Genomic DNA, 22405 nt, shown 5'->3' with positions numbered 1-22405 from the left:
CGCTTCCAGGGGTCCTGCGCCCCCGGAGGCTCGTGCTTAGACGGTTGTTTCAGGCGGTCGCGGGCGCTTCAGCCGGCATCCAGCTGCACGGGGACGACCGTCCCCTCCTCGGCCGAGCGCTGGGCGGCGTCGGCGAGCAGCAGCGCCGCGCGGCCGTCGTCGAACGTGGGGCTCGACGACGGCTCCCCTCTCACCAGCTTGACGAACTCCGCCAGCTCGGCGGCGTACGCCTTCGCATAACGCTCCAGGAAGAACTCCTGGTAGGGAGGCCTGGCCTCCACACTGGCGGCCGTGGAGGCGCTGACCAGGCTGGTGGGGGCATTGGCCACCTGGATCATCCCGTGCTCGCCGAAGGCCTCGATCCGCTGATCGTGGCCGAACGCGCTGTGACGCGAGTTCACGATCGTCACGAGAGCCCCCGATGCCGACCGGATGGTGGTCACCGCCATGTCGAAGTCACCGTGCCGACGGGCGCCGTCGTCGAACATCTGCGTGCCGACGGCGCTGACTTCCACGAGATCCGGCAGGAAGAAACGGGCCATGTCGAAGTCGTGGATGGTCATGTCGCGGAAGATCCCGCCCGAGACCCGCACGTAGTCGGCCGGTGGCGGAGCCGGATCACGGCTGGTGAAGCACAGCTGCTCGAGGCGGCCGATCTCCCCCGCCTCGACCCGCGCCCGCACGGCGGCGAAGTCGGGGTCGAAGCGGCGGTTGAAACCCAGCGCGACGGGGACCCCGGAGGAGGCGACCTTCTCGCGCAGCGCGTCGACGCGGGCGATGTCGAGGTCTATCGGCTTCTCGCAGAAGGCCGGCACCCCCGCATCGACCGCCGACGAGATCAGGTCCACGTGGGTGGGGGTCGGCGAGGCGATCACGATCGCGTCGACCTCCCCCGAGTGGGTCAGTTCCTCCGGCGATTCGGTGACCTTGCCGCCGAAACGGGCGGACACCGAACGGGCGCCCTCGACGAACGGGTCCGCGATCCAGCTCAGCTCGACCGATGGATCCGCCGCGATGTTCCCGGCATGCACCCTGCCGATCCTGCCGGTGCCGATCAGGCCGATACGTACGGGAGAGCTCATGGCATGGGGTCCTTTCACAGAAAGAGCACGGGAGACCGGAGCCGGAGAACCGGGGGTCAGATGATCGACGGCCCGCACCGTGAAGGGCGGGCCGTCGATCGGAGGTTCCTGCTGTTACCTGCGCAGGAGCTTGGTCTCCCGGGTGACGATGTGGATGGCGCCGGTGGAGACGTCCTCCTCCAGCTTCTCCAGGGTGATACCGCGGGTCTCCGGCACGAACCTGACCACGAACAGCAGTGCGAGCAAGCCGACCGCCGCGAAGAGGAAGAACGTACCGGTGATGTGGATCGTGCTGATCAGCGTGGGGACGAACAGGGCCAGCAGGCCGTTCGTGGTCCAGCCGAAGAACACCGAGATGCCGATGCCCAGACCGCGCATGTGCAGCGGGAAGATCTCCGCGAGCCACACCCAGACCGCCACGTTGAGGAAGGTCTGCATGGAGAACACGAAGGCCACGATGAGCAGCAGCAGCACGTAGGGGCGGTAGGCCGCGTCCTCGGGCATCACGATCGAGGAGATGCCGATCAGGAGATGGCACGTCGTCGTGAGGGTCAGGCCGATCGCGAAGGTGAGACGCCGGTCGAGCCGGTCCATGTTGTAGAGGGCGATGAACCCGCCGACCACGGCGGCCACACCGGCCGAGATATTGGCGATCAGAGCGGCGTCGCCCGAGAACCCGGCCTCGATCAGGATGCGCTGGCCGTAGTACATGATCGAGTTGATCCCGGTGAGCTGCTGCGCCATGGCCACGCCGATGCCGATCAGCACGATGCGCACCAGCCACTTGCTCGACAGGAGGGCGCCCAGGCCGACCTTCTTGTCGTTGAACTTCTCCTCCTCCTCGGCGACCACCTGAACGTCGTGCAGCTCGGCGATGGCGCGATCCTCGGAACGCACGGTCTTGAGCACTGCCAGCGCGTCATCGTGCCGACCCTTCTCCACCAGCCATCGCGGGGACTCCGGCATGCGCAGCATGCCGAAGAAGAGGAAGATCGCGGGAATCGCGCACATCGCGAACATGACGCGCCAGACGCCGGCGTATTCGCCGAAGAGGTTGCCGATGATCGCGTTCATGACGAAGGCGAGCAGCTGACCGGAGACGATGGCCACCTCGTTGCGGCCGGTGATCGCCCCGCGGATCTCGAAGGGAGCCATCTCGGCCAGGTAGACCGGCACCACCGTCGAGGCGCCGCCCACGGCCAGGCCCAGCATGATGCGCCCCGCGAGCAGGACTCCGTACCCGACCCCCGAGAAGCTGCCGTGGTTCAGCCATTCGTGTTCCGCGCCACCGGCCAGCATGTAGTCCGGCAGGCGTGACCCGAAGGCCTCTCCGCCCGGGGAGAACACCACCAGCGCGGTCCCGATGAAGAACATGACGGCCAGGAGGATGATGGTCTTCCGGCGGCCCCAGGCGTCGGAGATCTTGCCGCAGAACAGGGCGCCGAACGCGGCGGCGAAGACCAGCGAGCTGATGGCCAGGCCCAGCTGCAGTTCGGTGAGCCCGAGCTCCCGCTGCATCGGCCCTTCGGCGCCGTTGCTGACGCCCGTGTCGTACCCGAAGAGAAGACCACCGAAACAGGCGATGATCGAGATGAGGCCGATCCGTTTCCGATACGGACCGGGAGTGAGCGGTGGCAGATTCGCTGCCCCCGTTTCTTGCGCGGTGCCGGCCATGAGGACTCCTTCGTCGTCGCGGCCGTGGCAGGACTGAAATGACCGCGGCCGTTGTGACTTACATCATGCCGCCAAAAAATCGCCCTGTCTATAGGTTGTCCGAACATATGCACAAATGATTTTCGGCCGTCCCAGATCCGCATCGGAGGACGGAAAACTGCCTCCGACCAGGGAGGATGTCCTTGGTCGGAGGCAGCTGGGGCGGTCGCATCCGCTCACGGGCCAGGTCAGCCCCGTGCGGCTTCCGTCCTGCTTCTCATCTGCTCGAGCTGATAGCGGGTGGTCTCCACGTTGTTCTCGCTCTCCGCGAAGACGCTCGTGACCATGACGGAGTCCTCGCGGTCGAGGAAGCCGTTGCGGTTGAGCTCGGCGAAGAAGGCGTCCCAGTCGACGTCGCCGTCGCCGATCCTCAGGTGCTGGTGGACCCGCGCCGCAGATCCGGGCGGGTTGGTGATGTAGCGCAGCCCGCCCGACAGATGGTGATCCAGGGTGTCGGCAATGTGCACCACCCGCAGCCGGTCGCCCACCTGGTCCAGGATCTGGTCCATGGGGTCTTCCATGTGGAACGAGTGCGCGGCCACGTAGACGAAGCCGAGGTTCGGGGAGTTGACCCCGCGGATGACCCGCCAGGCGTCCAGGCCCTTCTCGACGAAATCGTCGGGGTGCGGGTCGATCGCCACGTGGATGCCCTCCCGCTCGATGATCGGGACCAGTTCCTCCATCGAGCGGTAGAACGCGGCCTCGGACTCCTCCGCCCTCTCGGGGCGACCGGAGAACTCGGTGTTCATCTGCTCCACGCCCAGGTCGACGGCGATCTGGATGGCGCGCTTCCAGTTGCGGACCGAGGCCTCCCGGAGGTTCTCGTCCGGTGAGGACCATCGCTGCACCGGGAGGATCGAGGCCACGCCCACCCCGGCGTCCTTGCAGGCCTGCCCGAACTCCGACACGAGGGCGTCGTCGGCCTTCGGGTGCGTGAAGAAGGGGATGAAGTCCGGGTGGGGCGTCATCTGCAGCCATTCGAACCCCAGGTCCGCTGCGACCTTGGGGAACTCGAGCAGCGAGTGGGTGTGGTGGAAGGGAACCGGGTCAAAGGTGAATTTCACGGGGACTCCTCGTGATGGCTGGCATTCGGGCTTAGTTGTAGAACTCCGGCTTGGGGGCGAGTTCGACGTTCACGATCTGGCCTGACTCCTGGGAGGCCACTCCGGCCGCGCAGCATGCACCTGCGGCATATCCGTCCCAGGCGGACGGGCCGTCGATCTCGCCACGGCGCACCGCGTCGACCCACCGCTGCACCTCTTCGTCGTAGGCCGCGCCGAACCGGGTTTCGAAACCGGCGTCCACGGACGTCCCGGATCTGCCCGCCGTGGTCAGCTCGAGTTCGCTGTTCTCCCCGATCTTGACCACGCCGGTCTCGAAGGTCGCCTGCGTGTGGACCTGGTATCCCAGCCGGGCGTTGACGAAGATCTCGACGTCGGCCAGCAGACCGGATTCGGTCTGGGCCGTCACCTTCTGGGGGTCGTGGACGCCTTCCGGCGCATGGGAGCTGACCCGGCCGGTGCGCACCTGGACGTTGCTGATCTCCTCCCCCGTGAAGAATCTGATGGCGTCGAACTCGTGCACCACGGAGTCGTTGATGATCATCTCGTCCGTAAAGCCTGGAGGGCCCGCGGGGTTGCGGTGCTGGTGGTGCAGGGTCAGCAGCTGCCCGCACTCGCCCGACTCGATGGCGCTCCTGAGCTGCCGGTACCCGGCGTCGAAGCGGCGCATGAACCCGACCTGGATCAGCTGCTTGCCCGCGGCCGCCTCGGCCTGCACCACGCGCAGCGAGGCTTCGGGGTCCATGGTCAGGGGCTTCTCGCACAGCACCGGGACGCCCGCCTCGATGAGCTTCAGCAGCGGTTCCTCGTGCAGGAAACCCGGGGTGGCCAGCAGCACTGCATCGGCGGTGCCGCTGGCCAGCAGCTCGTCGAAGGACTCGAATACGTTCGGCACCCCGGCCTCGGCGGCGACCGCCGAGGCTCTGGCGCGGTCGACATCCACGACGGCGCTGACTTCAGCCCGGTGGATGCGGTGCGCGAGCCGGGTGACATGGTCCGAGCCCATCCTGCCGGCGCCGACGACGGCCACTCTCAGGGATGCGGGACGAACGTTTTCTGCGGTCTCGGTGATCGCCATGAAGACTCCTGAAGGTTCTGGTGAGGGGATGTGCCCGGCATCGCCGGGCACATCCCCGAGGGTGACTACGTGAGAAGTGGCGCGCGCCGCGCGTCAGTCCTGGCTCGAGGGGAAGTTCATCGACGCCCCCGAGAGGTCGTTGGCCTGGGGCCAGCGCTGGGTCACGGCCTTGCCGCGGGTGTAGAACCGCACGCCGTCCGGGCCGTAGATGTGGTGCTCCCCGAACAGGGAGTCCTTCCATCCACCGAAGGAGTGCCACGCGACCGGGACCGGCACCGGCACGTTGATGCCGATCATGCCGACGGTGACCTTGCGCTGGAACGTGCGCGCGGCGTTGCCGGAACCGGTGAAGATCGCCGTGCCGTTGCCGTACGGGTTGGAGTTGATCAGCTCGATGGCCTCCTCCAGGGTCTCCACGCGGACCACCGCCAGGACCGGGCCGAAGATCTCCTGCTCGTAGGCCGACATCTCCACGCCCACCTTGTCCAGGAGGGTCGGGCCCACGAAGTAGCCGTCCTCGTGACCCTCGACCACCAGGTCGCGGCCGTCGACCACGACCGCGGCGCCGGCCTGCTCGGCCTCGCCGACGAGCCGCTTGACCCGCTCCTGGGCCGAGGAGGTGATCACCGGGCCCATCTCCGAATCGGAGTGGGTGCCGTTGCCCACCTTGATCGCCTCGGCGCGTTCCCTGACCTTCTCCACGACGGCATCGGCCGCGTCTCCCACGGCCACGGCCACGGAGATCGCCATGCAGCGCTCGCCGGCCGACCCGAAGGCCGCAGCGGAGAGGTGGTCGGCCGCGAGGTCCATGTCGGCGTCCGGCATGACGACCGCGTGGTTCTTCGCGCCGCCCAGCGCCTGGACGCGCTTGCCGTGGGCCACGCCCGTCTCGTAGACGTACTTGGCGATCGGGGTGGAGCCCACGAAGGAGACGCCGTCGACCAACGGGTGGGTCAGCAGGCCGTCCACCATCTCCTTGTCGCCGTGCAGGACCTGGAAGACGCCGTCGGGCAGACCCGCCTGCTTCCAGTACTCGGCCAGCAGCAGCGACGCGGAGGGGTCGCGCTCCGAGGGCTTGAGGATGAAGGTGTTGCCCGTGGCGATGGCCAGGGGCGCCATCCACAGCGGAACCATGGCGGGGAAGTTGAACGGGGTGATGCCCGCGACCACGCCCAGCGGCTGGCGGAAGGAGAAGACGTCGAACCCGGTGGAGACCTGGTCCGAGTACTCGCCCTTGAGCAGCTGCGGGATACCGCAGGCGAACTCCACGACCTCGAGGCCGCGGGCCACCTCGCCCGCGGCGTCGGAGAGCACCTTGCCGTGCTCGGCGGTGATCGCCGCCGACAGCGCGTCGACGTTGGCGGCCACGAGTTCGCGGAACTTGAACAGCACGGACATGCGCTTGGCCAGGGAGATATCGCCCCAGGTGTCCGCCGCCGCACGGGCCGAGGTGACCGCGGCCTCGAGCTCCTCCGAGGAGCCCAGGTGGAGGATGCCGGAGACCTCGCCGGTCGCGGGGTTGTACACCTCCTGGGTACGGGTCCCGGCCCCGCGGGTGCGCTCGCCGTTGATCCAGTGCTCGATGTGGTTCTCGCTCATGATTGACGTCCTTTCGTAAGTGCTTGGAGTGGACTGACTGATGGCCTCAGCCGACGTGCGGGCGCTGCCGGGCCTTGTGCTCCGCGTAGACCCCGTAGGCCTCCTGCGTGGATTCCAGGTTGGAGACCCCCGTGACGGGGACGTCCCACCAGGATTCGGAGCTGGGGGCGTCGGCGTAGAGATCGGACTCGATGTGGATCACCACGGGGCCGGAGCCCTCGGGGCGCGCCTTGGCCTCGGCGACGGCTGCCGCGAGCCTGTCGATGGCGTCCTCGCCCGGCTCCACGCGGATGACCTCGGCCCCCAGGGACTCCGCGTTGGTGGCGAGGTCGATGGGCAGCGTCCCGGCGTCGTCGAAGGTGTGCTTCTCCTCGTCCAGGTACCGGTACTTGGTCCCGAACCGCTGCGAGCCCAGGGACTCGGAGAGCGCCCCGATCGAGGCGTAGCCGTGGTTCTGGATCAGCACGACGATCAGCTTGAGACCCTCGGCCACCGCCGTGACCAGCTCGGTGTGCATCATCAGGTAGGAACCGTCGCCCACCATGACGACGACGTCGCGCGGCTCGGTCACACCGGCGCCCGTGGCGTTCTCGGCCGCCGCGTCCGGTCCGATCCCCGCCTCGGCGAGGGCGGCCCGCTTGACGCCGAGCCCGCCGGCGATCTCGTAGCCCATGCAGGAGAAGGCGTACTCGACGTGGTAGCCCCAGGGATCCTTGACCCGCCACATCTTGTGCAGGTCACCGGGCAGGGATCCCGCCGCGCAGATGAGCACGTCCTGATCCGCCATGGCTCCGTTGACCGCACCGATGATCTCGTTCTGCGCGGGCAGCGGCTGCTGGCGGGAGGTGAACGCCTCGTCCAGGATGCCGTCCCAGCGCGCCTTCTCCCGGCGCACGGTCTCGGCGACCTCGTCCTCGGCGTGCCAGCCCTGCAGGGCTGCGGTGAGCTCGGTCAATGCCTTGCCCGCATCGGCCACCAGCGGTACCGATGCGCCCATCTTGAAGGCGTCGAAGGAGGCCACGTTGATGTTCACGAACCGCACGCCGGGGTGCTGGAAGGCGGTCTTGGAGGCGGTGGTGAAATCCTCGTAGCGGGTGCCGATGCCGATGATCACGTCGGCGTCGGCCACGTAGGCGTTCGACGCGGTGGAACCGGTGGAGCCCACTGCCCCCAGGCACAGCTCGTGGTCCCAGTCCAGGACGCCCACCCCCGCCTGGGTGTAGGCGACCGGGATGCCCGTGGCCTCGGCGAAGGCCTTCAGCTTGCCGTGCGCGAAGGCGTAGTGCACGCCGCCGCCCGCGATGATCACGGGGCGCTTGGCGGAGCGGATCACCTCGACGGCGTCGCGCAGCTCCTCGGCCTCCGGGTCGGGACGGCGGATGCGCCACTGACGCGGGGCCAGGAACTCCTCGGGCACCTCGACCCGCTCGGCCTGGACGTCCTGCGGCAGCGCCACCGTCACCGCGCCGGTCTCCACCGGGTCGGTCAGCACGCGCATGGCGTTGAGCAGGGCGGAGAAGGTCTGCTCCGGGCGCCAGACCCGGTCGAAGTACCGGCTGACCGGGCGGAAGATGTCGTTGACGGTCACGTCGTAGGCGTCCGGGCGCTCCAGCTGCTGGAGAACGGGGTCCGGCGTGCGGGTGGCGAAGACGTCGGAGGGCAGCAGCAGCGCCGGCAGGCGGTTGGTGGTGGCGAGCGCCGCGCCGGTGACCATGTTGGAGGAGCCCGGCCCGATGGAGGCGGTCACCGCATAGGTCTGGCGGCGCCGGGTGTGCCGGGCGTAGCCGACGGCCTGGTGGACCATCCCCTGTTCGTTGCGGCCCTGGTAGTAGGGCATGAGGCCGGGAGCCCGGACCTGCGCCTGCTTGAGGGCCTGGCCCACGCCGGCCACGTTGCCGTGGCCGAAGATCCCGAAGGTCCCCGGGATCGTGCGGACCTCGGTGCGGACGCCGTCGACGGTGTCGACGGTCCACTGGTTGCCGAGGAACTCCACGACGGCCTGGGCCACCGACATTTCACGGGTGCTCATCGATTGATCTCGCTTCCATCAGTAGCCGTGCCGGTTGCAGCGTTGACTGCGACGTCGTCCGCCGGCTCCCGCCCGTTGAGCAGGGAGGCCGCGGAGGACACGGCCGCGGCGACGTCGTTGTCCGGCGGGTAGAGCAGGGTGCGGCCCACGGTCAGGCCCTGCACGCCCGGGAGGGCCAAGGCCGCCTGCCAGGTCGAGAAGACCTCGTCGGGGTCACCGGACGGATCCCCGCCCAGCAGCACGGTCGGCAAGGTGGTCGAGGCCATCACGCGTTCCATGTCCTCGACCACGGGCAGCTTCATCCAGGTCCTCGCCGAGCTGGCGCCCAGCCCCTGGGCGATCGCGACCGAGCGGATCACGGCGTCGGCGGAGAGGTCGTTGACCACCCGGCTGCCGCGGTCGTTCGCGTGGACCTCCGAGATGAACGGCTCGACCATGGCGATCAGGCCGTGGGCGTGCAGGTCGTCGATGGCTTGGGCCGTGGACTCCAGCACCGAGGTGGTGTGGGGGTCGCCGAAGCAGATGCGGGTGAGCATCTTGCCGCCGTCGGCGCCGAGGGCATCGAGCGCGGCGGCCGTATGGCCGGTGAAGCGGTCGTCGATCTCGTTGACCAGTCCGGGGAGCCCGGCGCGGTTCATGGAGCCGAAGACGAGCTTGCCCTCCAGAGCGCCCAGCAGCAGCAGGTCGTCCAGGATGTCCGGGGAGCCCAGCACGCCGTCCACGCGCGGGTCCGCGAGCGCGATCTGGAGCCGGTCCAGGAGGTCCAGCCGGTCGGCCATGGCGTGGGGCTCGTTGCCCACGCCGAGGGAGCCGCGGGCCGGGTGGTCGGCGGCGATCACGAAGTTCTGCCGTCCGTAGACCAGACCCGGATGGCGCCGTCGGCTTGCGGCGGCGCGGGCGACGGCGTCCGGGTCCTCGAGGCGGATGCGGCTCAGGTGCTCGTAGCGGCGGGTATCGGTGCTCAGCGGTTCATAGGCCATGTCGACCAGCTCCTAGACGGTTTCCGCAGGCAGGGCCCGGCCGCGCTCGCGCAGCAGCTCGAACGCCTCTTCGGTGGTGGGCATGGCCTCGGAGCACGCGATGCGGGAGGCGACGATCGCCCCGCACGCATTGGCGAAGTCCAGGACCTGGGCCAGGGGCCAGCCGGCCAGCAGGCCGTGGCAGAAGGCGCCCCCGAAGGAGTCGCCCGCGCCCAGGCCGTTGACGGTCTCCACGGGCAGGGGTGCCGAGACCACGCGCTCGTCGGCGGTCGCGGCCATGACGCCCTGCGATCCCAGCTTGACCACGGCGATCTTGACCCCGGCCTCGAGCAGGCGGTCCGCCTGCTCGTCGGGGGTCCCGTGCCCGACGGCGACGGCGCACTCGGTCTCGTTGCCGATGGCCACCGTGACGTACGGCAGGATCTTCGCGACCTCTGCCCGGGCGTGCTCCTCCGAGTCCCAGAACATGGGGCGGTGGTCGAGGTCGAGGACGGTGTGCTGGCCCTCGCGCAGCGACTCCCTCGGGCGGGCCTCGTGCGCGGTGATCTGGGCGGTGCGGCTCGGCTCCTGGGCCAGGCCGGTCACCGTCGACCAGAACAGGGTCGCCTCGCGCAACGCGTCCAGGTCCACCTCGCCCGGGTCGATCGCCCAGTCGGGGGCGGTGGGCGTACGGCCGTAGAAGTACAGCGGGAAGTCCTCCGGCGGCCTGATGGCGCAGAAGGTCACGGGGGTCTGCAGGTCCGGCACGCTCGTGGCCCACTGGGGATCCACGCCGTAACGGCGCAGCTCCGAGCGGAGGTAGTCGCCGAAGGGGTCGGCACCCGTGCGGGTGATCACCGCAGTGTTGCGGCCGTGCCTGGCGGCGGCCACGGCGACGTTGGTCGGGGATCCGCCCAGGTACTTGCCGAAGGTCTTCACCTCCTCCAGGCCTACCCCGATGTCCTCCGGGTAGACATCGACGCTGATGCGCCCCATGGTCACGAGATCGTGGGTCATAGTCCTGCTCTCTTCTGCGGGCTGGTGGTTGGCGACGTCGTCGATCGGTGCGCGATCAGGCGACTCGGGTACGGGAACCGCAACCGCACAGGTACCGGCGGGTGCGCGTGGCGATGGGCAGCGGGACGTCGAACGAGGAGACCGGGTACATGTCCTGCTCCACGATGCCGAAGATCGGCCGGTCGAGCGCCTCGACCAGCTCGATGACCTCCGCCAGGTCCGGGGCGCCGGCGGGCGGCTCGACCATCACGCCGGCCAGGTTGGCGGCGGCCCAGGTCAGATCCTCCTCGCGGACCTTCTTCATGATCTCCGGGCTGATCTGCTTGAGGTGCAGGTAGCCGATCCGGTCGGGATACTTGCGGATCAGCTCGGCGGAAGAGGCTCCGCCGTATTCCGCATGGCCGGTATCGAGACACAGGGTGACCAGCTCCGGGTCGGTGCCCTCCAGGAAGGTCTCGATCTCCCCCATCGAGCAGACGTGGGAGTCGGCGTGGGAGTGGAACTGCTGCTTGAGGCCGTACTCCTCCTGCAGCACCTTGCCGAGCTCGTTGTGACCCGCGAACAACTGGTTCAGCTGGTCTTTGTCCAGGGTCCCGTTCTCGACCGCTTCCCCGGTGACATCGTCGCGCCACATCGCGGGGATGACGACGATGTGCTCGCCGCCCACAGCTGCCGTCAGCTCCGCGACCCGCCGGGCCGGCTCCCAGGCCGCCGCCGACTCGTCCTTGCCACGATGGAAGGCGGTGAAGACCGTACCGGCGCTGACCTTGAGATCACGGGCGGCGAGTTCTTCCGCCAGGCGCGAGGGGTCGTTGGGCAGGTAGCCGTAGGGGCCGAGCTCGATCCACTTGTAGCCGGCCGCCACGACCTCGTCCAGGAAACGCTCCCACGGGGTCTGCTGGGGGTCGTCCGGGAACCACACTCCCCAGGAGTCCGGCGCCGTTCCGATGATGAAGGTGTTCTCCGCCGTCGTCCCGGAAGTACCGGGGGTAGCGCTGGGGGAGGTCGGCGAGGTCATGGGTGTGACTCCTGGGTCAGCGGTCGAGGACTACTGGCGCGCATCGCCCTGCCGGGCGGTCACGCGATCACCACCGTCGTTGGTGTGATGCCTCACACTCTTCCAGTCCACCTGTTCTAATGTCAAGACAAACAGGCACGAACTCTGCCGAGCACCCGGAGACGACCCGCGGATCACGCAGAACCGCTTGTCGGCCGGGCACTCGGCAGCTGAAGTCCGGGCTACGCCGTGGCGAAGACCTCGTCGATGGGCTCATCGCCGTCGACGAAGTTCACCGTGCGGCCCACGGAGACGTCGTTGCGGACGGCCTCCAGGATCGCCCGTGCCACGTTGGCCCGCGAGGTCGAGGTGTCCTCGACCTTCTGCCCGTCCTCGACGACCCGGATCCTGCCGCTCGGCTCGTCGAGCGTGAGGGCCCCGGGGCCCAGGATGGTCCACCGCAGCGAGGAGTCGCGCAGGTGCGCGTCGGCCTCGGTCTTGGACTGAGCATAGGCGTAGAAGGAATCATCCTCGGGGACCCCGTGATCAGGGCCCGCTCCGAGATAGGAGACCATCACGTAGCGACCCACCCCGGCGCGCTCGGCGGCATCCATCGAGCGGATCGCGGCGTCGCGGTCGACCGCCCACGTGCGCTCCGGGTCACCGCCTCCGGCACCGGCGGTCCACACGACGACGTCGATGCCCTCGAACGCGGTGGTCAGCTCCTCCGTCGAGGCGTTCTGCACGTCCAGGACCACCGCCTTGGCGCCGGTCTCCTCGACCTCGTCGATCTGCTCGGGCTTGCGGATCCACGAGCTCACCTCTTCACCGGCCTCGGACAGCAGCGGCGCGGCCAGCAGGGCCACCTTGCCGTGGCCACCGATCAGAACGATGTTCGTCATGGTTCCCCCTTCCAGGGATTCGGGCTTCGCCGCCGGCCTCACATCCAGAACCGACGCGGTACCGGCAGCGATGAACTGCCTACAACGCTCTCACCGCAGGTCCCACGGGACCAGGCGTGTTCACGGTCAGCGACAAATCGGACACATCGCGTCACCGAGCGACTTAAACCGTGCAGGTCAGAGAGCGGGGTCTATTCTTTATCATTGATCTTTGGCCTGTTCCCTGGAGCATCATGCGCGCCCCCAAACCCTATTTCTGTTCCCGTTCGGTGGATATCCCCTTGTCCCCCGAGCGGACCGGCGACTTCATGGAGAACGCCGAGCAGTTCCTGGCTTTCTGGGCTTCACCCGGGGGAAGGACGGCATCCTCGACCACGCTGATCGCCCCGGGAACCGTTCTCGAGTACCCGCTCGCCCTAGGGCCCTTCACCCCTTCCTGGATTGCGATCGTCTCCCATTTCCACCGGGACGAGAAGGTCGTGCTCCGCTCGACCCGGGGGCCGGTGGACGCCCGGACCACCGTGGCGTGGGAGGGGCTCGCCTCCTCCCCGGGGACGACGCGTATCACCATGAGCGTGGAGGGGCGGGCCGCCAGCCGCTGGAACCGATCCCCAATACTGCTCGCCTTCGGGACCGATCGTTATCTGGTGGCCACGGGTCGGCGGCTGCTGCGCACGATCGAGGCCGCTATGGAACGCGACTCAGAGGCGGGCAGGGACGCGGAGGAGGGGCGGGGTCGCTGACGGCGCCGCCGGGCTCAGACCCCTGGCTCGGCGCCCTGGATGAAGTTCAGGACCCCCGGCGTCGCATCCAGCCTGATGGTCTTCTCCTGCGGTGATCCCGCGTACAGGATGACCTCCACATAGGCCACCTCGGATGCCCTGAGCGCCGCGAACATCTCGCGCACGGTCTCGAGTCCCTGAGGGCTGCGCGACCAGTCCCACAAAGTGGAATCCAGTCGTGCGGCGGGCTGACCGGGCAGGGAGATCTCGACACGGGACTGCATTCCGTCCGGCCCCGGCACGGGGCGGATCATGAGACCCTCGGCATTGCTGAAGACGCCCATCGCGGTGGCCCTGAGCAGGGCCACGATGTCCCTGGAGGCCTCTCCGATGAGCAGCTCGACCGCGGCCTCCCAGGTCACCTTGGGAGAGAGCCAGCGCGCCGCGCGGCTGCGCCGGTCACGGATGTCGAACCACAGGGCGTAGTCGCCCAGCCCCATGTCCAGATAGCTCACGGCCAGGTCTTCGCTGCCGACGTCCTGACCGGTTTCATTGGTACCCAGGGCCGCGATCAGGCCGTGGCGGAAGACCTCGCGGACGCCTCCGAACGAGTCATGCAGTTCCTGCTCGGGAATCGCGGCGGGTTCACCGTTCGGTCCGTAGGACCTGATCCGGGCGCACCAGGCGGTCCGGCTTCCGGCGCGCAGAAGAACCCGGCTCTCGCCGTCGGAACGCGCCACGTGGACCACCCCTGACCCATCTCCCTCTTCTCCCGCCGTACCAGCGGGACAACTCCATCTTTGCCGCCTGAGACTACCTGCAAAAGCATGCAGTTGTCGGGAATAGCCCCTACAAGCTTAGACATTAACAGAGAGCCGCCTGCCACTCAGGGGTCAAGTGGCAGGCGGCTCTCTTCTGTCCCCCTCCTGCAGCGAGACTCTTGATGACGACGCACCACCACCGTCATCGTCGCTACAGGAAGCTCAGCAGAACCGAACCCTCCAGTCGGAACTGCCGCCCTCTGTTCGAGGTGATAACTACTTAACCGCACCCGCCTGGCACGGGGCTGGTACACCCTTGGTATTTAACACGGCATGCCCTCAACGTTTCCTGGGTGCCAAGCCCCGTGCCATCGGTGGCTGCCTACCGAACCGGAGCGGAAGCCGCCCACCCGGTCAAGGACTGCCCATGGCCCCGCCCCGGGTCGGGCCTACGAACCTGAGCATGCAACCGACTGTGAACCCGACCGTGAAATTCGGCACGAAACGAGACCAGGGCCGTCACCTCGTGTACCGTTGTGGATAGTTGTCGTAAATTCCCGCACACGCGGGGCCAGCGCCGTTCGCGGCCGACTGTCCACCGGGACCAAGTCGTATGGAGCAAGACGACGGCAAGCGGTCGCCGAGAGTCGGCGTCCGTCACCGTTCCGGAAGGATCGACCAGCAATAATGCAGACCGGCACTGTCAAGTGGTTCAACGCTGACAAGGGATTCGGCTTCATCAGCCCCGATGATTCTCAGCAGGACGTTTTCGCCCACTTCTCGGCGATCAACGGTAATGGCTACCGTTCCCTGGAGGAGAACCAGCGCGTCGAGTTCGAGGTCCAGGAAGGCCCCAAGGGTCTCCAGGCTGCGAACATCACCGTCCTCGGCTGACCCGTTCCAGACTTCTGATCGTGCCCGGCATCCCTAGGGATGCCGGGCACGACTCTTTTTAACCCGGCTCCTCGCCGCCCGGGTCAGAATCTGTCATCAGGCCGCTTATGGCCCTATGTTGGATATAGCAGTGTTGGATACAGCAGTTCGAGCGCGCTTCCCCGTCGCGGTGGACGGGAGGCCGGTAGAAAGCCGTTGGCGGAGGCTCGCTCGCATCCCTTCAGGTGACGTCAGCGAGGAGGACCCCATGCCGAACAACGCGATCCCCGGTATCAACAACCCCGTTCAGGCCAACTCCGAAAGCGGAGTCCAGCAGACCACCCATGGCGGCCATCAGGACGACCACGGGCCGGAGGCAGGCCGCCATGACGCCGACGCCCCGGCCGCCGGGGTGTACTCCGGCGCAGCGGATGCCACGCAGAGTTCCCGTGACCCCGAGGGCGGCGCCCCCAGGCGGTCAGCCGGCTCCGCTGACCAGAAAGATCATCGGCAGAAGACCAACCCGTGGTACGCCGACGACCGTCTCGGCCTCGTGGTGGCCGGGCTCCTGGTCGCGGGCGTGCTCGTGGTCGCCTGGGCGGTCCACCGCAAGGAGTGAGCGCACGGGCGTGAGCCCAGGGCGACGTCTACCGCCGAAGACGTCTACCGCCGAAGGAGAGGTTCAGAGGAAGGACCGGAAGGGCGCGATGGCCAGCTCGGCCACCCACGCCAGCGGGTGCCGGTCCTCCCATTCCTCGAGGCTCAGCCGCTGCGAATTGGAGCTGTCGACCTCGAACACCCGCTCCATCACGGCGGCGAGGTCGTTGTCGATGATCTCCAGGTTGACCTCGTAGTTGAACGACAGGGACAGCCGGTCGATGTTCGCGGTGCCGACCGTCGACCACACGCCGTCGATCGTTGCCGTCTTGGCATGGATCATCGCGTTCTTGTACAGCAGCAGCGTGACCCCGGCGCGCAGCAGGGGCACGTAGAAGCCGCGCGAGGCCCAGTCCGCCAGGACGTGGTTGGAGTCCATGGGCACCATGATCCGTACGTCCACCCCGCGCTCCTGGGCCCGGATCAGGGCGTTCAGGATCTGATGGTCCGGGATGAAGTACGGGGTGGAGATGTAGATGTGATGCGTGGCCCGGTCGATGGCCTGCAGGTACATGCTCCGGATGGGGTAGACCAGCCGGAACGGCGTATTGGCCCACACCCGGACGCGGGAGTCCCACTCCGGAGGATCCAGCCGGGGAACCTTGTCGTGCTTGCCGGCCGCGCCGTTCCACACGGTCGCGAAGGACTGACGCAGGGCCCAGGAGTCCGGTCCGCACACTCTCAGGTGGGTGTCCCGCCACGTCGTGGCGTAGGTCGAGCCGAGGTTGTACCCGCCCACGTAGGCGGTGTCGTCGTCGACCACCAGGACCTTGCGGTGGTTGACCCCGGTGGTGCGGATGGGCGCCGTCAGGAGCTCGGGGCGCAGGACCGGGACCCGGTAGACCTTCACGGCGGGATCGAAGCGGTAGAACTTGGACGGGACCACCAGGTTGCCGAAGCCGTCGTAGATGACCCGGACGTCCAGCCCTCGCCGGGCGGCGCGGTTGACCGCGTCGAGGAACTTCTGCCCGTACTCGTCGCCCTTCCAGAGGTAAGTCTCCAGGAAGACGTTGCGCTCGGCGGCGTCGATCTTCTCGATCATGTCGTCGTAGAGGTCGGCGCCGAAGGTGAATACGTCGACGTCGGAGCTGGCCACGTCCGTGCCGAAACGACCGGGACGGGGGAAACCGGAGCGGGTCTTCCGCTGGCTCTTGGTCAGGGCGTCGTAGGCCACCAGGCCACCGATGGTCGCCGCCTGGGCTGTGACGACACCCAGTGCCGTGCGAACCACGACCTTCTTGACGAGGCTACGGATGGGGGTCGAAGCGGGGGCAACCATACGATCAGCCTACGGGACCGGGGATGACCCCGCGGCACGCCCCGTCTTCCCCCGTCATGGCCTCGTCCGTACCGCGGTCACGACCCAGGCCACGTTGATCGCTGCGTAGATGACGATCACGGCCGCCACCACGAGGCCGAGCATGCCGTAGAAGAAGACGTAGATCAGGCCGAAGAGCGCTGCCGCCGAGCCCAGGCACGCCAGGGCGATGCCCGCGGGCCGCGCCCATCGCTTCTCTCGCATCAGGAGGACCAGCACCAGCGCATAGACGCCGAGGACGACGATCCACCCGAGCACGGACGTGAAGCCGACGGCGGAGGAGGTGTCCAGCGCACTGCTGGAGCCGGGGCCCATGACCTCGTCGTAGGCCGTGAGGAGCTTGTCCCGGTACGTGTCCGTGGAGCGGGCGATGGCGTGCAGGACGTTCAGGAGCACATACGCACCGGCGGAGGCGATGAGCAACGAATACAGGCGGTTGGAGAGCAGCTGCTGCGGTTGCTGCGGCATGGCGGGTCCTTTCAGTACGGTGCCGCCCGAACCGTGCTGATCGCACGATCCGGGCGGCACCGGGTCGACCGTTCCGGTCGGTGGGGTCCTGGTGTCGTTCAGGCGGTCAGCCGCGGCGGCCGAGCCACGCGGCGACCTTCCCGTTGAAGGCCAGGACGAGCCAGTAGACGTTCACGGCGATGAACAGCAGGCCCAAAATCAGGTTGACGGCGTACATACCGCCCGCAGCAGTCACCTCAGGGGTGGGCCGCAATCCGTACGCCGTGAACAGGGTGCCGAGGATGGCCAGGACGATGCCCAGGATGCGGCTCCAGCCCCAGCGCTTCTTGATGCCGAGCAGCACCAGTGCGTAGCCGGCGATGGCGATCACCAGGGGGATCACCATGACCACGGCACCGCCGATGAGGCCGGCGTTCACGAACTGGTCGAGCTCCGCGCCACTGGCCACTCCCTGGGACTCCAGCTCCTCCCGGATGACCTCCCGGGTGGAGTCGCTGAACAGGGCCACGATCCCCACTACGGAGGAGATCAGGTAGAGCACGAAGGACGCCATGGTCAGCTGGAACAGCCGGTCCACCTGCGGGGGCTTGGTCAGTTCGAAGTTCTGATTGGGATCGTAGCCGGCGGTGCCGTACTTGTTTCCGCCCTGCGGGTTCTGGGGATACTCGGGGTACTGGGGGGACTGTGGTGCGTTCGTCACGTCAGCTCCTCCTTCGAGGTTTCTTCAGGGGACTTGATCTGGATCGGTGGGGGCGGGGGTGGGGCGCTGCCGCCGCTGCGGCGGCGCCCCACCGAGAACTACTCGTAGCGCAGCGCTTCGATGGGATCCTTGCGGGCCGCCCGGGCGGCGGGCAACGTGCCCGCGATGAAGGCGATCACCATGATCAGTACCACGATACCGAGCAGCTGCACCGGGGCGATCCCGTAGAGGGTCAGGCCCGCGACGCTGCTCAGCGCACCGCCTTCACCCGTCAGAGCAGCGTTGGCCACGGTGCCCACGAGCACGCCTCCGCCCACGCCGATGAGGGATCCGATCAAGCCGATGAGCACGGCCTCCGAGGAGAACAGCCCGAAGATCTTGCCCGGGGACATGCCCAGGGACTTCATCAGGCCGATCTCCCGGGTCCGCTCCTGCACGGACATCAGGAGCGTGTTGACGATGCCGAAGGCCGCCGCCAGCAGGGCGATCAGCGCGAAGCCGTTGAGCACCCAGGTCACCGCGTTGATGACGCCGCGGATCGCGCCCAGCTGGTCCTCGAAGGTCATGCCCAGCATCCCCTCGTCGGACAGGTCCGTCTTGACCTGGTTCTGCTGATCCAAGTCGGGAACCACCGCGGTCGCCGCGATGTAGGCCTGGGGGGTGTCGTCGGGGCCGCCGGAGACCTGGTAGTCGTAGAGCTTCTCGTTGAAGGACGACGACGGCACGGGGTCCGCGCCGGCACCGGAGATCATCTCGTCGGTGACACCGCTGATGGTCGCATCGAAGTCCTGCTCCTCGCCCACGACGTTGGTCATGCCGACCTTGACCGTCTCGCCGACGGCCGCTTCCGCGTCGTCGTAACCCAGGGCGTCCAGCCACGTGCTGGGGATCGTTATCTCATCGGCGTCCCTGGCGGGGCTCTCCCCGGCGGCGTACTCGAGGCTGCCGGACTGGCCCGGGGCTCCCAGGGTCAGCCGGTACTGGTCGCCGTTCTGCGCCTCGAGGTAGGTGGCCGAGACGAAGACCGTGGGATCCACGGACTCGACGCCGTCGATTCCGCGGACGGTCTCGATATCGCCTTCGCTGAGCATCGGCATGCCGCCGAACATCCCGTCGGAGGCCGCCTCGTCGGGGTCGTACTTCTGCGGGCCCTGGGACGTGGTCTCCGTCTGGTCCGCGATCTTCTGGACGTAGATCTGGTCCTGATCGCCGAAGCCCTCCAGCGCACGGTCCACGTACTGGTTGATGCCCACGCCCAGACCGGACGTCAGGGTCAGCGTGAACGCGCCGATGAAGATGGCGATCACGGTCAGGATGGTGCGCGCCTTGGAGCGCATGGTGTTGCCAAGGGCCGTGGTGACAACGTCCGTCGCCTTCATCGGGTGCCCTCCTCACGGTGTTTGGGGCCGTCCGAGTCCGCGGGGGCGGCCCACGGCTCGGTGGCCGGGTACTGGGGTGCTGGTGCGACGTGGGCGCCGGTGGAGGTGTCCTCCCGCTCTCCGCCCGTGGTGCCCTGGGCGGGCGCACCGGCCGAATCGGCGTGGATCTCCTCGGCCTGCACGATCTCGCCGTCCTTGAGATAGATCCGGCGATCGCACTTGGCCGCGAGGTCGTCGTCGTGAGTGACGATGACCAGGGTGATGCCCTGCTCGCGCTGCAGACCGAACAGGATCTCCTCGACCACCTCGGAGGTGTTCGAGTCCAGGTTGCCGGTGGGCTCGTCGGCGAAGATCACGGACGGGCTGGTCACCAGGGCACGGGCGATGCACGCGCGCTGCTTCTGGCCGCCGGAGAGATCAGTCGCCTTGTTCTTGGCCTTGTCCGCCATCTCCAGACGCTCGAGAGCCTCCATGCCGCGGCGATTGCGCTCGCGTTTGGCCACGCCGGCGATCTTGAGCGGAAGCACCACGTTTTCCAGGACGGTCTGATTGGGGTTCAGGAAGAACTGCTGGAAGACGAACCCGAAACTCTCGTTCCTGAGCTTGTGGATCTCCTTGTTCTTCAATTCCGACACGGGACGGCCGTTGAGCGCCACCACCCCCTGGGAGGGGCGGTCCAGCAACGCCATGAGGTGCATCAGCGTGGATTTACCGGAACCGGATTTCCCGATCACCGCCACTGACTCTCCACGCCGGATCTCCAGCGTCAGCCCTTTGAGGGCATCAAAACGGTTAGCCCCGCGTCCGTAGACCTTGACCAGATTTTCGGTCTCAAGGACCGCCGGTTCCATCGCCTTCGCCTCCTGATTGAGTGTGAATCGACCCCATGAGGGTCGCTGATTCCATGGTGTCGGATCCGGGGGCCATGGACATCCCTCGGGAGAATGAACCGTGGGTCGCAACGGCAGGTTTCACCCACGCGGTTTCCGACTTAGGGATGATTCGACAGTACAACGTTCCTCGGTGCATATGCTGAAGGGGTGCCGCCCTCCAGCCCGCAGCGGAACCGATCGAGACCGCCCGGGGGCCGGGCCGCCGTCCCGGCCGTCCGCCTCACGGTGGTCGTGGCCGCCGGGTCTCCGGCAGCCCGGCTTACCGACGACGCCGTGGAATGCGCCCTGGCGCGCTGGGGTGTCTCCCGCGGAACCGTGCTGGACCGGCGCTCTCCCTTTCCGGAGCGGTCGCGGCTGGCCGCGGACTCCCCCTCCGCAGCCGCATGCGCCTTGCGCGAGCTCAAGCAGCACACGGCCTCCGCGAGGCGCCTGGCCGCGGATTGCGGTCAGCGGGATCTGCTCGTGCTGCCCGGCGACGACGACCTGATCCCGCCGGAATGGGCGGAGACCGTGATCAGGATCCCACCCTGCGGCTCCGCGGGCTCCTTCCGGGCGGACGTGGGATCGGTGGCGCGGGAACTCGGGCGGAGCCGCAACGATGTCTTCCGCGAGCTGACCTCCACGGACGCCCTCTCCTTTACCCGCCTGCTCCGCGCCGAGAGGGCCGTGCTGGTCGAGGGCCGGACGGACCGGGCCGTCTTCGAGGTCCTGATCCGTCGCTTCGCCCTACCCGGCATCGCCGTGGTGGCCGCCCACAGCAAGGTCCGGATGGCGGCCCTCAATCTTCTGGCCACTCGCCTGGGCGTCCGGACATATGTGGTCTTCGACGGCGACGGCGGTCCCATCCCCACGGGTCCTGCCATGGCGCACCGGGTGGCCCGGACCCGGCGGATCCAGACGGAGAACCTGCTCCGCGGGCTCGCCCCTCAGGAGGCGGGCTGGGAGTTCGGCGGTCCGAGCACGGCCGGAAGCCGGTGGTGCGCCTTCTCAGCCGACCTGGAGGCCCAGTTGTCGGCCTGGCCCTCCTTCATGGCCGCCCTCGGCGCGCTGGGCGAGGAACTGGCGGCGAAGAACCACCGGGCGTTGCGGACGGCGGCCGTGCGGGCAGAGCTCGAGGACATGCCACCGGCTCTGTGCCGGCTGTGTACCGCCTTGGCCGGGATGGTTGAGGACTAGTTGAGGACTAGGCATGAGTCCGTCCGCTTTTACGTGGTCATCCCTCCACAGGCCCTCTCTCGGTGCCATCGGGCAGCGCGCTTGCCCTTAATCTCGGGAACATGAGCGTTCTTCCCCATCTCGTCGTGGACGTCTTCGCCGCAGCGCCGTTCCAGGGCAGCCCCGTCGCCGTCGTGCTGGATGCCGGCGAACTCACGGATCCGGAGATGTCGGCCATCGCCAGCTGGTCGGCCGCGACCGAGGTGGGTTTCGTGCTCCCGCCGACCCAAGCCGGGGCCGACTACAGACTGCGGTGCTTCGCACCCACCACCGAGGTCCGCTTCGCGGGGCTGTCCACCCTCGCGGCCTGCCGCGCCTGGCTGGATCAGGGCCATGAACCCCGCTCACCGGGCGGGGTCGTCCAGGAGTGCGACGCGGGCCTGGTGCACATCGCCGTCGGGCCGGGCGACAACCTGCAGTTCACGGCTCCGCCGTCGTACGACCGGGGCGTTCCCGACGAGCTCACCGTGGAGATCGCCCGCGAGGTCCTCGGCCTGGACCATGAGGACATCAAGGCCACCACGTGGCTGGACAACGGCCCGGGGTTCCTGGGCCTGCTGATCTCGGACGCCGAGACGGTGAAGGCCATGGATCCCAATATCCACGAGCTCGGGCAGCTGTGCGTGGGGGTCATGGGCGCCTACCCCGAGGGCGGTCGCACCCATTTCGAACTGCGTTCCTTCGCGCCGTCCCTGGGCGTCGCGGAGTATCCCGCGGCGGCCGCACTCAGCGCGAGCTTCGCCGCCTGGCTGGTGCCGCAGGAGATCGCACCCCGGTCGTACACGGTCTCCCAGGGCACGGCCCTCGGTCGCGCCGCCACGGTTCAGGTCGAGACCAGGGGCTCCGAGGTCTGGATCGGGGGTCCCGTCACCTCGCGGGTGCGCGGGCAGATCAGCCTCAGCGCCTGAACCCGCTGGATCGGCCAGGTCAGGGCCGATGCCAGGCCGGGGCGGGTCGGGACAGGCCGGATCAGGCCAAGCCG

General features: G+C 68.0%; 21 protein-coding genes. 5 read left to right on the top strand and 16 right to left on the bottom strand.

Annotated features, from left to right (window positions below; all coding sequences use genetic code 11):
* Nucleotides 1-68: 68 nt before the first annotated feature.
* The 10 genes from iolG to FCK90_RS07320 form a co-directional block, all read right to left on the bottom strand.
* Nucleotides 69-1082: an inositol 2-dehydrogenase gene (iolG, locus tag FCK90_RS07365; RefSeq protein ID WP_158033662.1), complete on the bottom strand. Its 1014-nt coding sequence runs from the start codon at nt 1080-1082 to the stop codon at nt 69-71.
* A 114-nt stretch (nt 1083-1196) separates the two neighbouring features.
* Nucleotides 1197-2756, bottom strand: a complete 1560-nt coding sequence (locus FCK90_RS07360) for a sugar porter family MFS transporter (RefSeq protein ID WP_158033661.1) — start codon at nt 2754-2756, stop codon at nt 1197-1199.
* A gap of 227 nt (nt 2757-2983) precedes the next feature.
* The gene (locus FCK90_RS07355) at nt 2984-3859 is read right to left on the bottom strand and encodes a sugar phosphate isomerase/epimerase family protein (RefSeq protein ID WP_158033660.1); all 876 of its coding nucleotides are present in this window, start codon (nt 3857-3859) and stop codon (nt 2984-2986) included.
* 31 nt (nt 3860-3890) lie between these two features.
* The gene (locus tag FCK90_RS07350) at nt 3891-4934 is read right to left on the bottom strand and encodes a Gfo/Idh/MocA family protein (protein WP_158033659.1); all 1044 of its coding nucleotides are present in this window, start codon (nt 4932-4934) and stop codon (nt 3891-3893) included.
* Nucleotides 4935-5027: 93 nt separating this feature from the next.
* Complete coding sequence (locus FCK90_RS07345; RefSeq protein ID WP_158033658.1) at nt 5028-6533, bottom strand: CoA-acylating methylmalonate-semialdehyde dehydrogenase; 1506 nt, start codon at nt 6531-6533, stop codon at nt 5028-5030.
* A gap of 46 nt (nt 6534-6579) precedes the next feature.
* Nucleotides 6580-8562, bottom strand: coding sequence for a 3D-(3,5/4)-trihydroxycyclohexane-1,2-dione acylhydrolase (decyclizing) (locus tag FCK90_RS07340; RefSeq protein WP_246180071.1), 1983 nt, complete (start codon nt 8560-8562; stop codon nt 6580-6582).
* Nucleotides 8559-9542 carry a Cgl0159 family (beta/alpha)8-fold protein gene (locus tag FCK90_RS07335; protein WP_158033657.1) on the bottom strand — a complete coding sequence of 328 codons (984 nt, stop codon included), beginning with the start codon at nt 9540-9542 and terminating at the stop codon, nt 8559-8561. The genes FCK90_RS07340 and FCK90_RS07335 overlap by 4 nt, the downstream gene beginning before the upstream one ends.
* 12 nt (nt 9543-9554) lie before the next feature.
* Complete coding sequence (iolC, locus tag FCK90_RS07330; RefSeq protein ID WP_158033656.1) at nt 9555-10538, bottom strand: 5-dehydro-2-deoxygluconokinase; 984 nt, start codon at nt 10536-10538, stop codon at nt 9555-9557.
* A 55-nt stretch (nt 10539-10593) separates the two neighbouring features.
* Nucleotides 10594-11556: a sugar phosphate isomerase/epimerase family protein gene (locus FCK90_RS07325; protein WP_158033655.1), complete on the bottom strand. Its 963-nt coding sequence runs from the start codon at nt 11554-11556 to the stop codon at nt 10594-10596.
* 221 nt (nt 11557-11777) lie between these two features.
* Nucleotides 11778-12437: an SDR family oxidoreductase gene (locus FCK90_RS07320; protein WP_158033654.1), complete on the bottom strand. Its 660-nt coding sequence runs from the start codon at nt 12435-12437 to the stop codon at nt 11778-11780.
* 281 nt (nt 12438-12718) lie between these two features.
* Here FCK90_RS07320 and FCK90_RS07315 point away from each other — a divergent pair, with 281 nt between their 5' ends.
* Complete coding sequence (locus FCK90_RS07315) at nt 12719-13180, top strand: hypothetical protein (RefSeq protein WP_158033653.1); 462 nt, start codon at nt 12719-12721, stop codon at nt 13178-13180.
* A 14-nt stretch (nt 13181-13194) separates the two neighbouring features.
* On the opposite strand, the gene FCK90_RS07310 is transcribed toward FCK90_RS07315, so the two are convergent.
* The gene (locus FCK90_RS07310; RefSeq protein WP_158033652.1) at nt 13195-13899 is read right to left on the bottom strand and encodes a hypothetical protein; all 705 of its coding nucleotides are present in this window, start codon (nt 13897-13899) and stop codon (nt 13195-13197) included.
* Between the two features lie 708 nt (nt 13900-14607).
* On the opposite strand from FCK90_RS07310, the gene FCK90_RS07305 reads away from it, so the two are divergent.
* Together FCK90_RS07305 and FCK90_RS07300 are read left to right on the top strand one after the other, a co-directional pair.
* Nucleotides 14608-14814, top strand: coding sequence for a cold-shock protein (locus FCK90_RS07305; RefSeq protein ID WP_158033651.1), 207 nt, complete (start codon nt 14608-14610; stop codon nt 14812-14814).
* Between the two features lie 247 nt (nt 14815-15061).
* Nucleotides 15062-15412 carry a hypothetical protein gene (locus FCK90_RS07300; protein WP_158033650.1) on the top strand — a complete coding sequence of 117 codons (351 nt, stop codon included), beginning with the start codon at nt 15062-15064 and terminating at the stop codon, nt 15410-15412.
* Nucleotides 15413-15475: 63 nt separating this feature from the next.
* On the opposite strand, the gene FCK90_RS07295 is transcribed toward FCK90_RS07300, so the two are convergent.
* From FCK90_RS07295 to FCK90_RS07275, 5 genes are all read right to left on the bottom strand, one after another.
* The gene (locus tag FCK90_RS07295; RefSeq protein ID WP_158033649.1) at nt 15476-16729 is read right to left on the bottom strand and encodes a phospholipase D-like domain-containing protein; all 1254 of its coding nucleotides are present in this window, start codon (nt 16727-16729) and stop codon (nt 15476-15478) included.
* A gap of 54 nt (nt 16730-16783) precedes the next feature.
* Nucleotides 16784-17236 (bottom strand): hypothetical protein, encoded by a 453-nt coding sequence (locus tag FCK90_RS07290; protein ID WP_158033648.1) that lies wholly within the window; start codon nt 17234-17236, stop codon nt 16784-16786.
* A 106-nt stretch (nt 17237-17342) separates the two neighbouring features.
* A complete protein-coding gene (locus tag FCK90_RS07285; protein WP_158033647.1) occupies nt 17343-17936 on the bottom strand; it encodes a hypothetical protein in 594 nt (197 codons plus the stop codon).
* A gap of 98 nt (nt 17937-18034) precedes the next feature.
* Nucleotides 18035-19315, bottom strand: a complete 1281-nt coding sequence (locus FCK90_RS07280) for an ABC transporter permease (protein ID WP_158033646.1) — start codon at nt 19313-19315, stop codon at nt 18035-18037.
* Nucleotides 19312-20166, bottom strand: coding sequence for an ABC transporter ATP-binding protein (locus FCK90_RS07275; protein WP_158033645.1), 855 nt, complete (start codon nt 20164-20166; stop codon nt 19312-19314). Before FCK90_RS07275 ends, FCK90_RS07280 begins: the two co-directional genes overlap by 4 nt.
* Before the next feature lie 189 nt (nt 20167-20355).
* On the opposite strand from FCK90_RS07275, the gene FCK90_RS07270 reads away from it, so the two are divergent.
* Together FCK90_RS07270 and FCK90_RS07265 are read left to right on the top strand one after the other, a co-directional pair.
* Nucleotides 20356-21384 (top strand): TOPRIM nucleotidyl transferase/hydrolase domain-containing protein, encoded by a 1029-nt coding sequence (locus FCK90_RS07270; RefSeq protein WP_158033644.1) that lies wholly within the window; start codon nt 20356-20358, stop codon nt 21382-21384.
* Nucleotides 21385-21485: 101 nt separating this feature from the next.
* Entirely contained in the window at nt 21486-22331 is an 846-nt protein-coding gene (locus FCK90_RS07265) for a PhzF family phenazine biosynthesis protein (RefSeq protein ID WP_158033643.1), read from the top strand.
* Nucleotides 22332-22405: the final 74 nt, after the last annotated feature.

Source organism: Kocuria coralli (assembly GCF_008831305.1).
In the GTDB taxonomy this organism is placed as follows: Bacteria; Actinomycetota; Actinomycetes; order Actinomycetales; family Micrococcaceae; genus Kocuria; species Kocuria coralli.
The sequence above is the reverse complement of the archived record's forward strand: the minus strand, read 5'-3'. Positions and strand labels throughout refer to the sequence as shown.

Bases quoted from the DNA above. Each gene is read 5' to 3' on its own strand.
- FCK90_RS07345 (WP_158033658.1), bottom strand. From the start codon at position 6,533: ATGAGCGAGAACCACATCGAGCACTGGATCAACGGCGAGCGCACCCGC.
- iolC (WP_158033656.1), bottom strand. From the start codon at position 10,538: ATGACCCACGATCTCGTGACCATGGGGCGCATCAGCGTCGATGTCTAC.
- FCK90_RS07290 (WP_158033648.1), bottom strand. From the start codon at position 17,236: ATGCCGCAGCAACCGCAGCAGCTGCTCTCCAACCGCCTGTATTCGTTG.
- FCK90_RS07305 (WP_158033651.1), top strand. From the start codon at position 14,608: ATGCAGACCGGCACTGTCAAGTGGTTCAACGCTGACAAGGGATTCGGC.
- FCK90_RS07325 (WP_158033655.1), bottom strand. From the start codon at position 11,556: ATGACCTCGCCGACCTCCCCCAGCGCTACCCCCGGTACTTCCGGGACG.
- FCK90_RS07295 (WP_158033649.1), bottom strand. From the start codon at position 16,729: ATGGTTGCCCCCGCTTCGACCCCCATCCGTAGCCTCGTCAAGAAGGTC.
- FCK90_RS07350 (WP_158033659.1), bottom strand. From the start codon at position 4,934: ATGGCGATCACCGAGACCGCAGAAAACGTTCGTCCCGCATCCCTGAGA.
- FCK90_RS07300 (WP_158033650.1), top strand. From the start codon at position 15,062: ATGCCGAACAACGCGATCCCCGGTATCAACAACCCCGTTCAGGCCAAC.
- FCK90_RS07280 (WP_158033646.1), bottom strand. From the start codon at position 19,315: ATGAAGGCGACGGACGTTGTCACCACGGCCCTTGGCAACACCATGCGC.
- FCK90_RS07275 (WP_158033645.1), bottom strand. From the start codon at position 20,166: ATGGAACCGGCGGTCCTTGAGACCGAAAATCTGGTCAAGGTCTACGGA.
- iolG (WP_158033662.1), bottom strand. From the start codon at position 1,082: ATGAGCTCTCCCGTACGTATCGGCCTGATCGGCACCGGCAGGATCGGC.
- FCK90_RS07335 (WP_158033657.1), bottom strand. From the start codon at position 9,542: ATGGCCTATGAACCGCTGAGCACCGATACCCGCCGCTACGAGCACCTG.
- FCK90_RS07320 (WP_158033654.1), bottom strand. From the start codon at position 12,437: ATGACGAACATCGTTCTGATCGGTGGCCACGGCAAGGTGGCCCTGCTG.
- FCK90_RS07340 (WP_246180071.1), bottom strand. From the start codon at position 8,562: ATGAGCACCCGTGAAATGTCGGTGGCCCAGGCCGTCGTGGAGTTCCTC.
- FCK90_RS07265 (WP_158033643.1), top strand. From the start codon at position 21,486: ATGAGCGTTCTTCCCCATCTCGTCGTGGACGTCTTCGCCGCAGCGCCG.
- FCK90_RS07360 (WP_158033661.1), bottom strand. From the start codon at position 2,756: ATGGCCGGCACCGCGCAAGAAACGGGGGCAGCGAATCTGCCACCGCTC.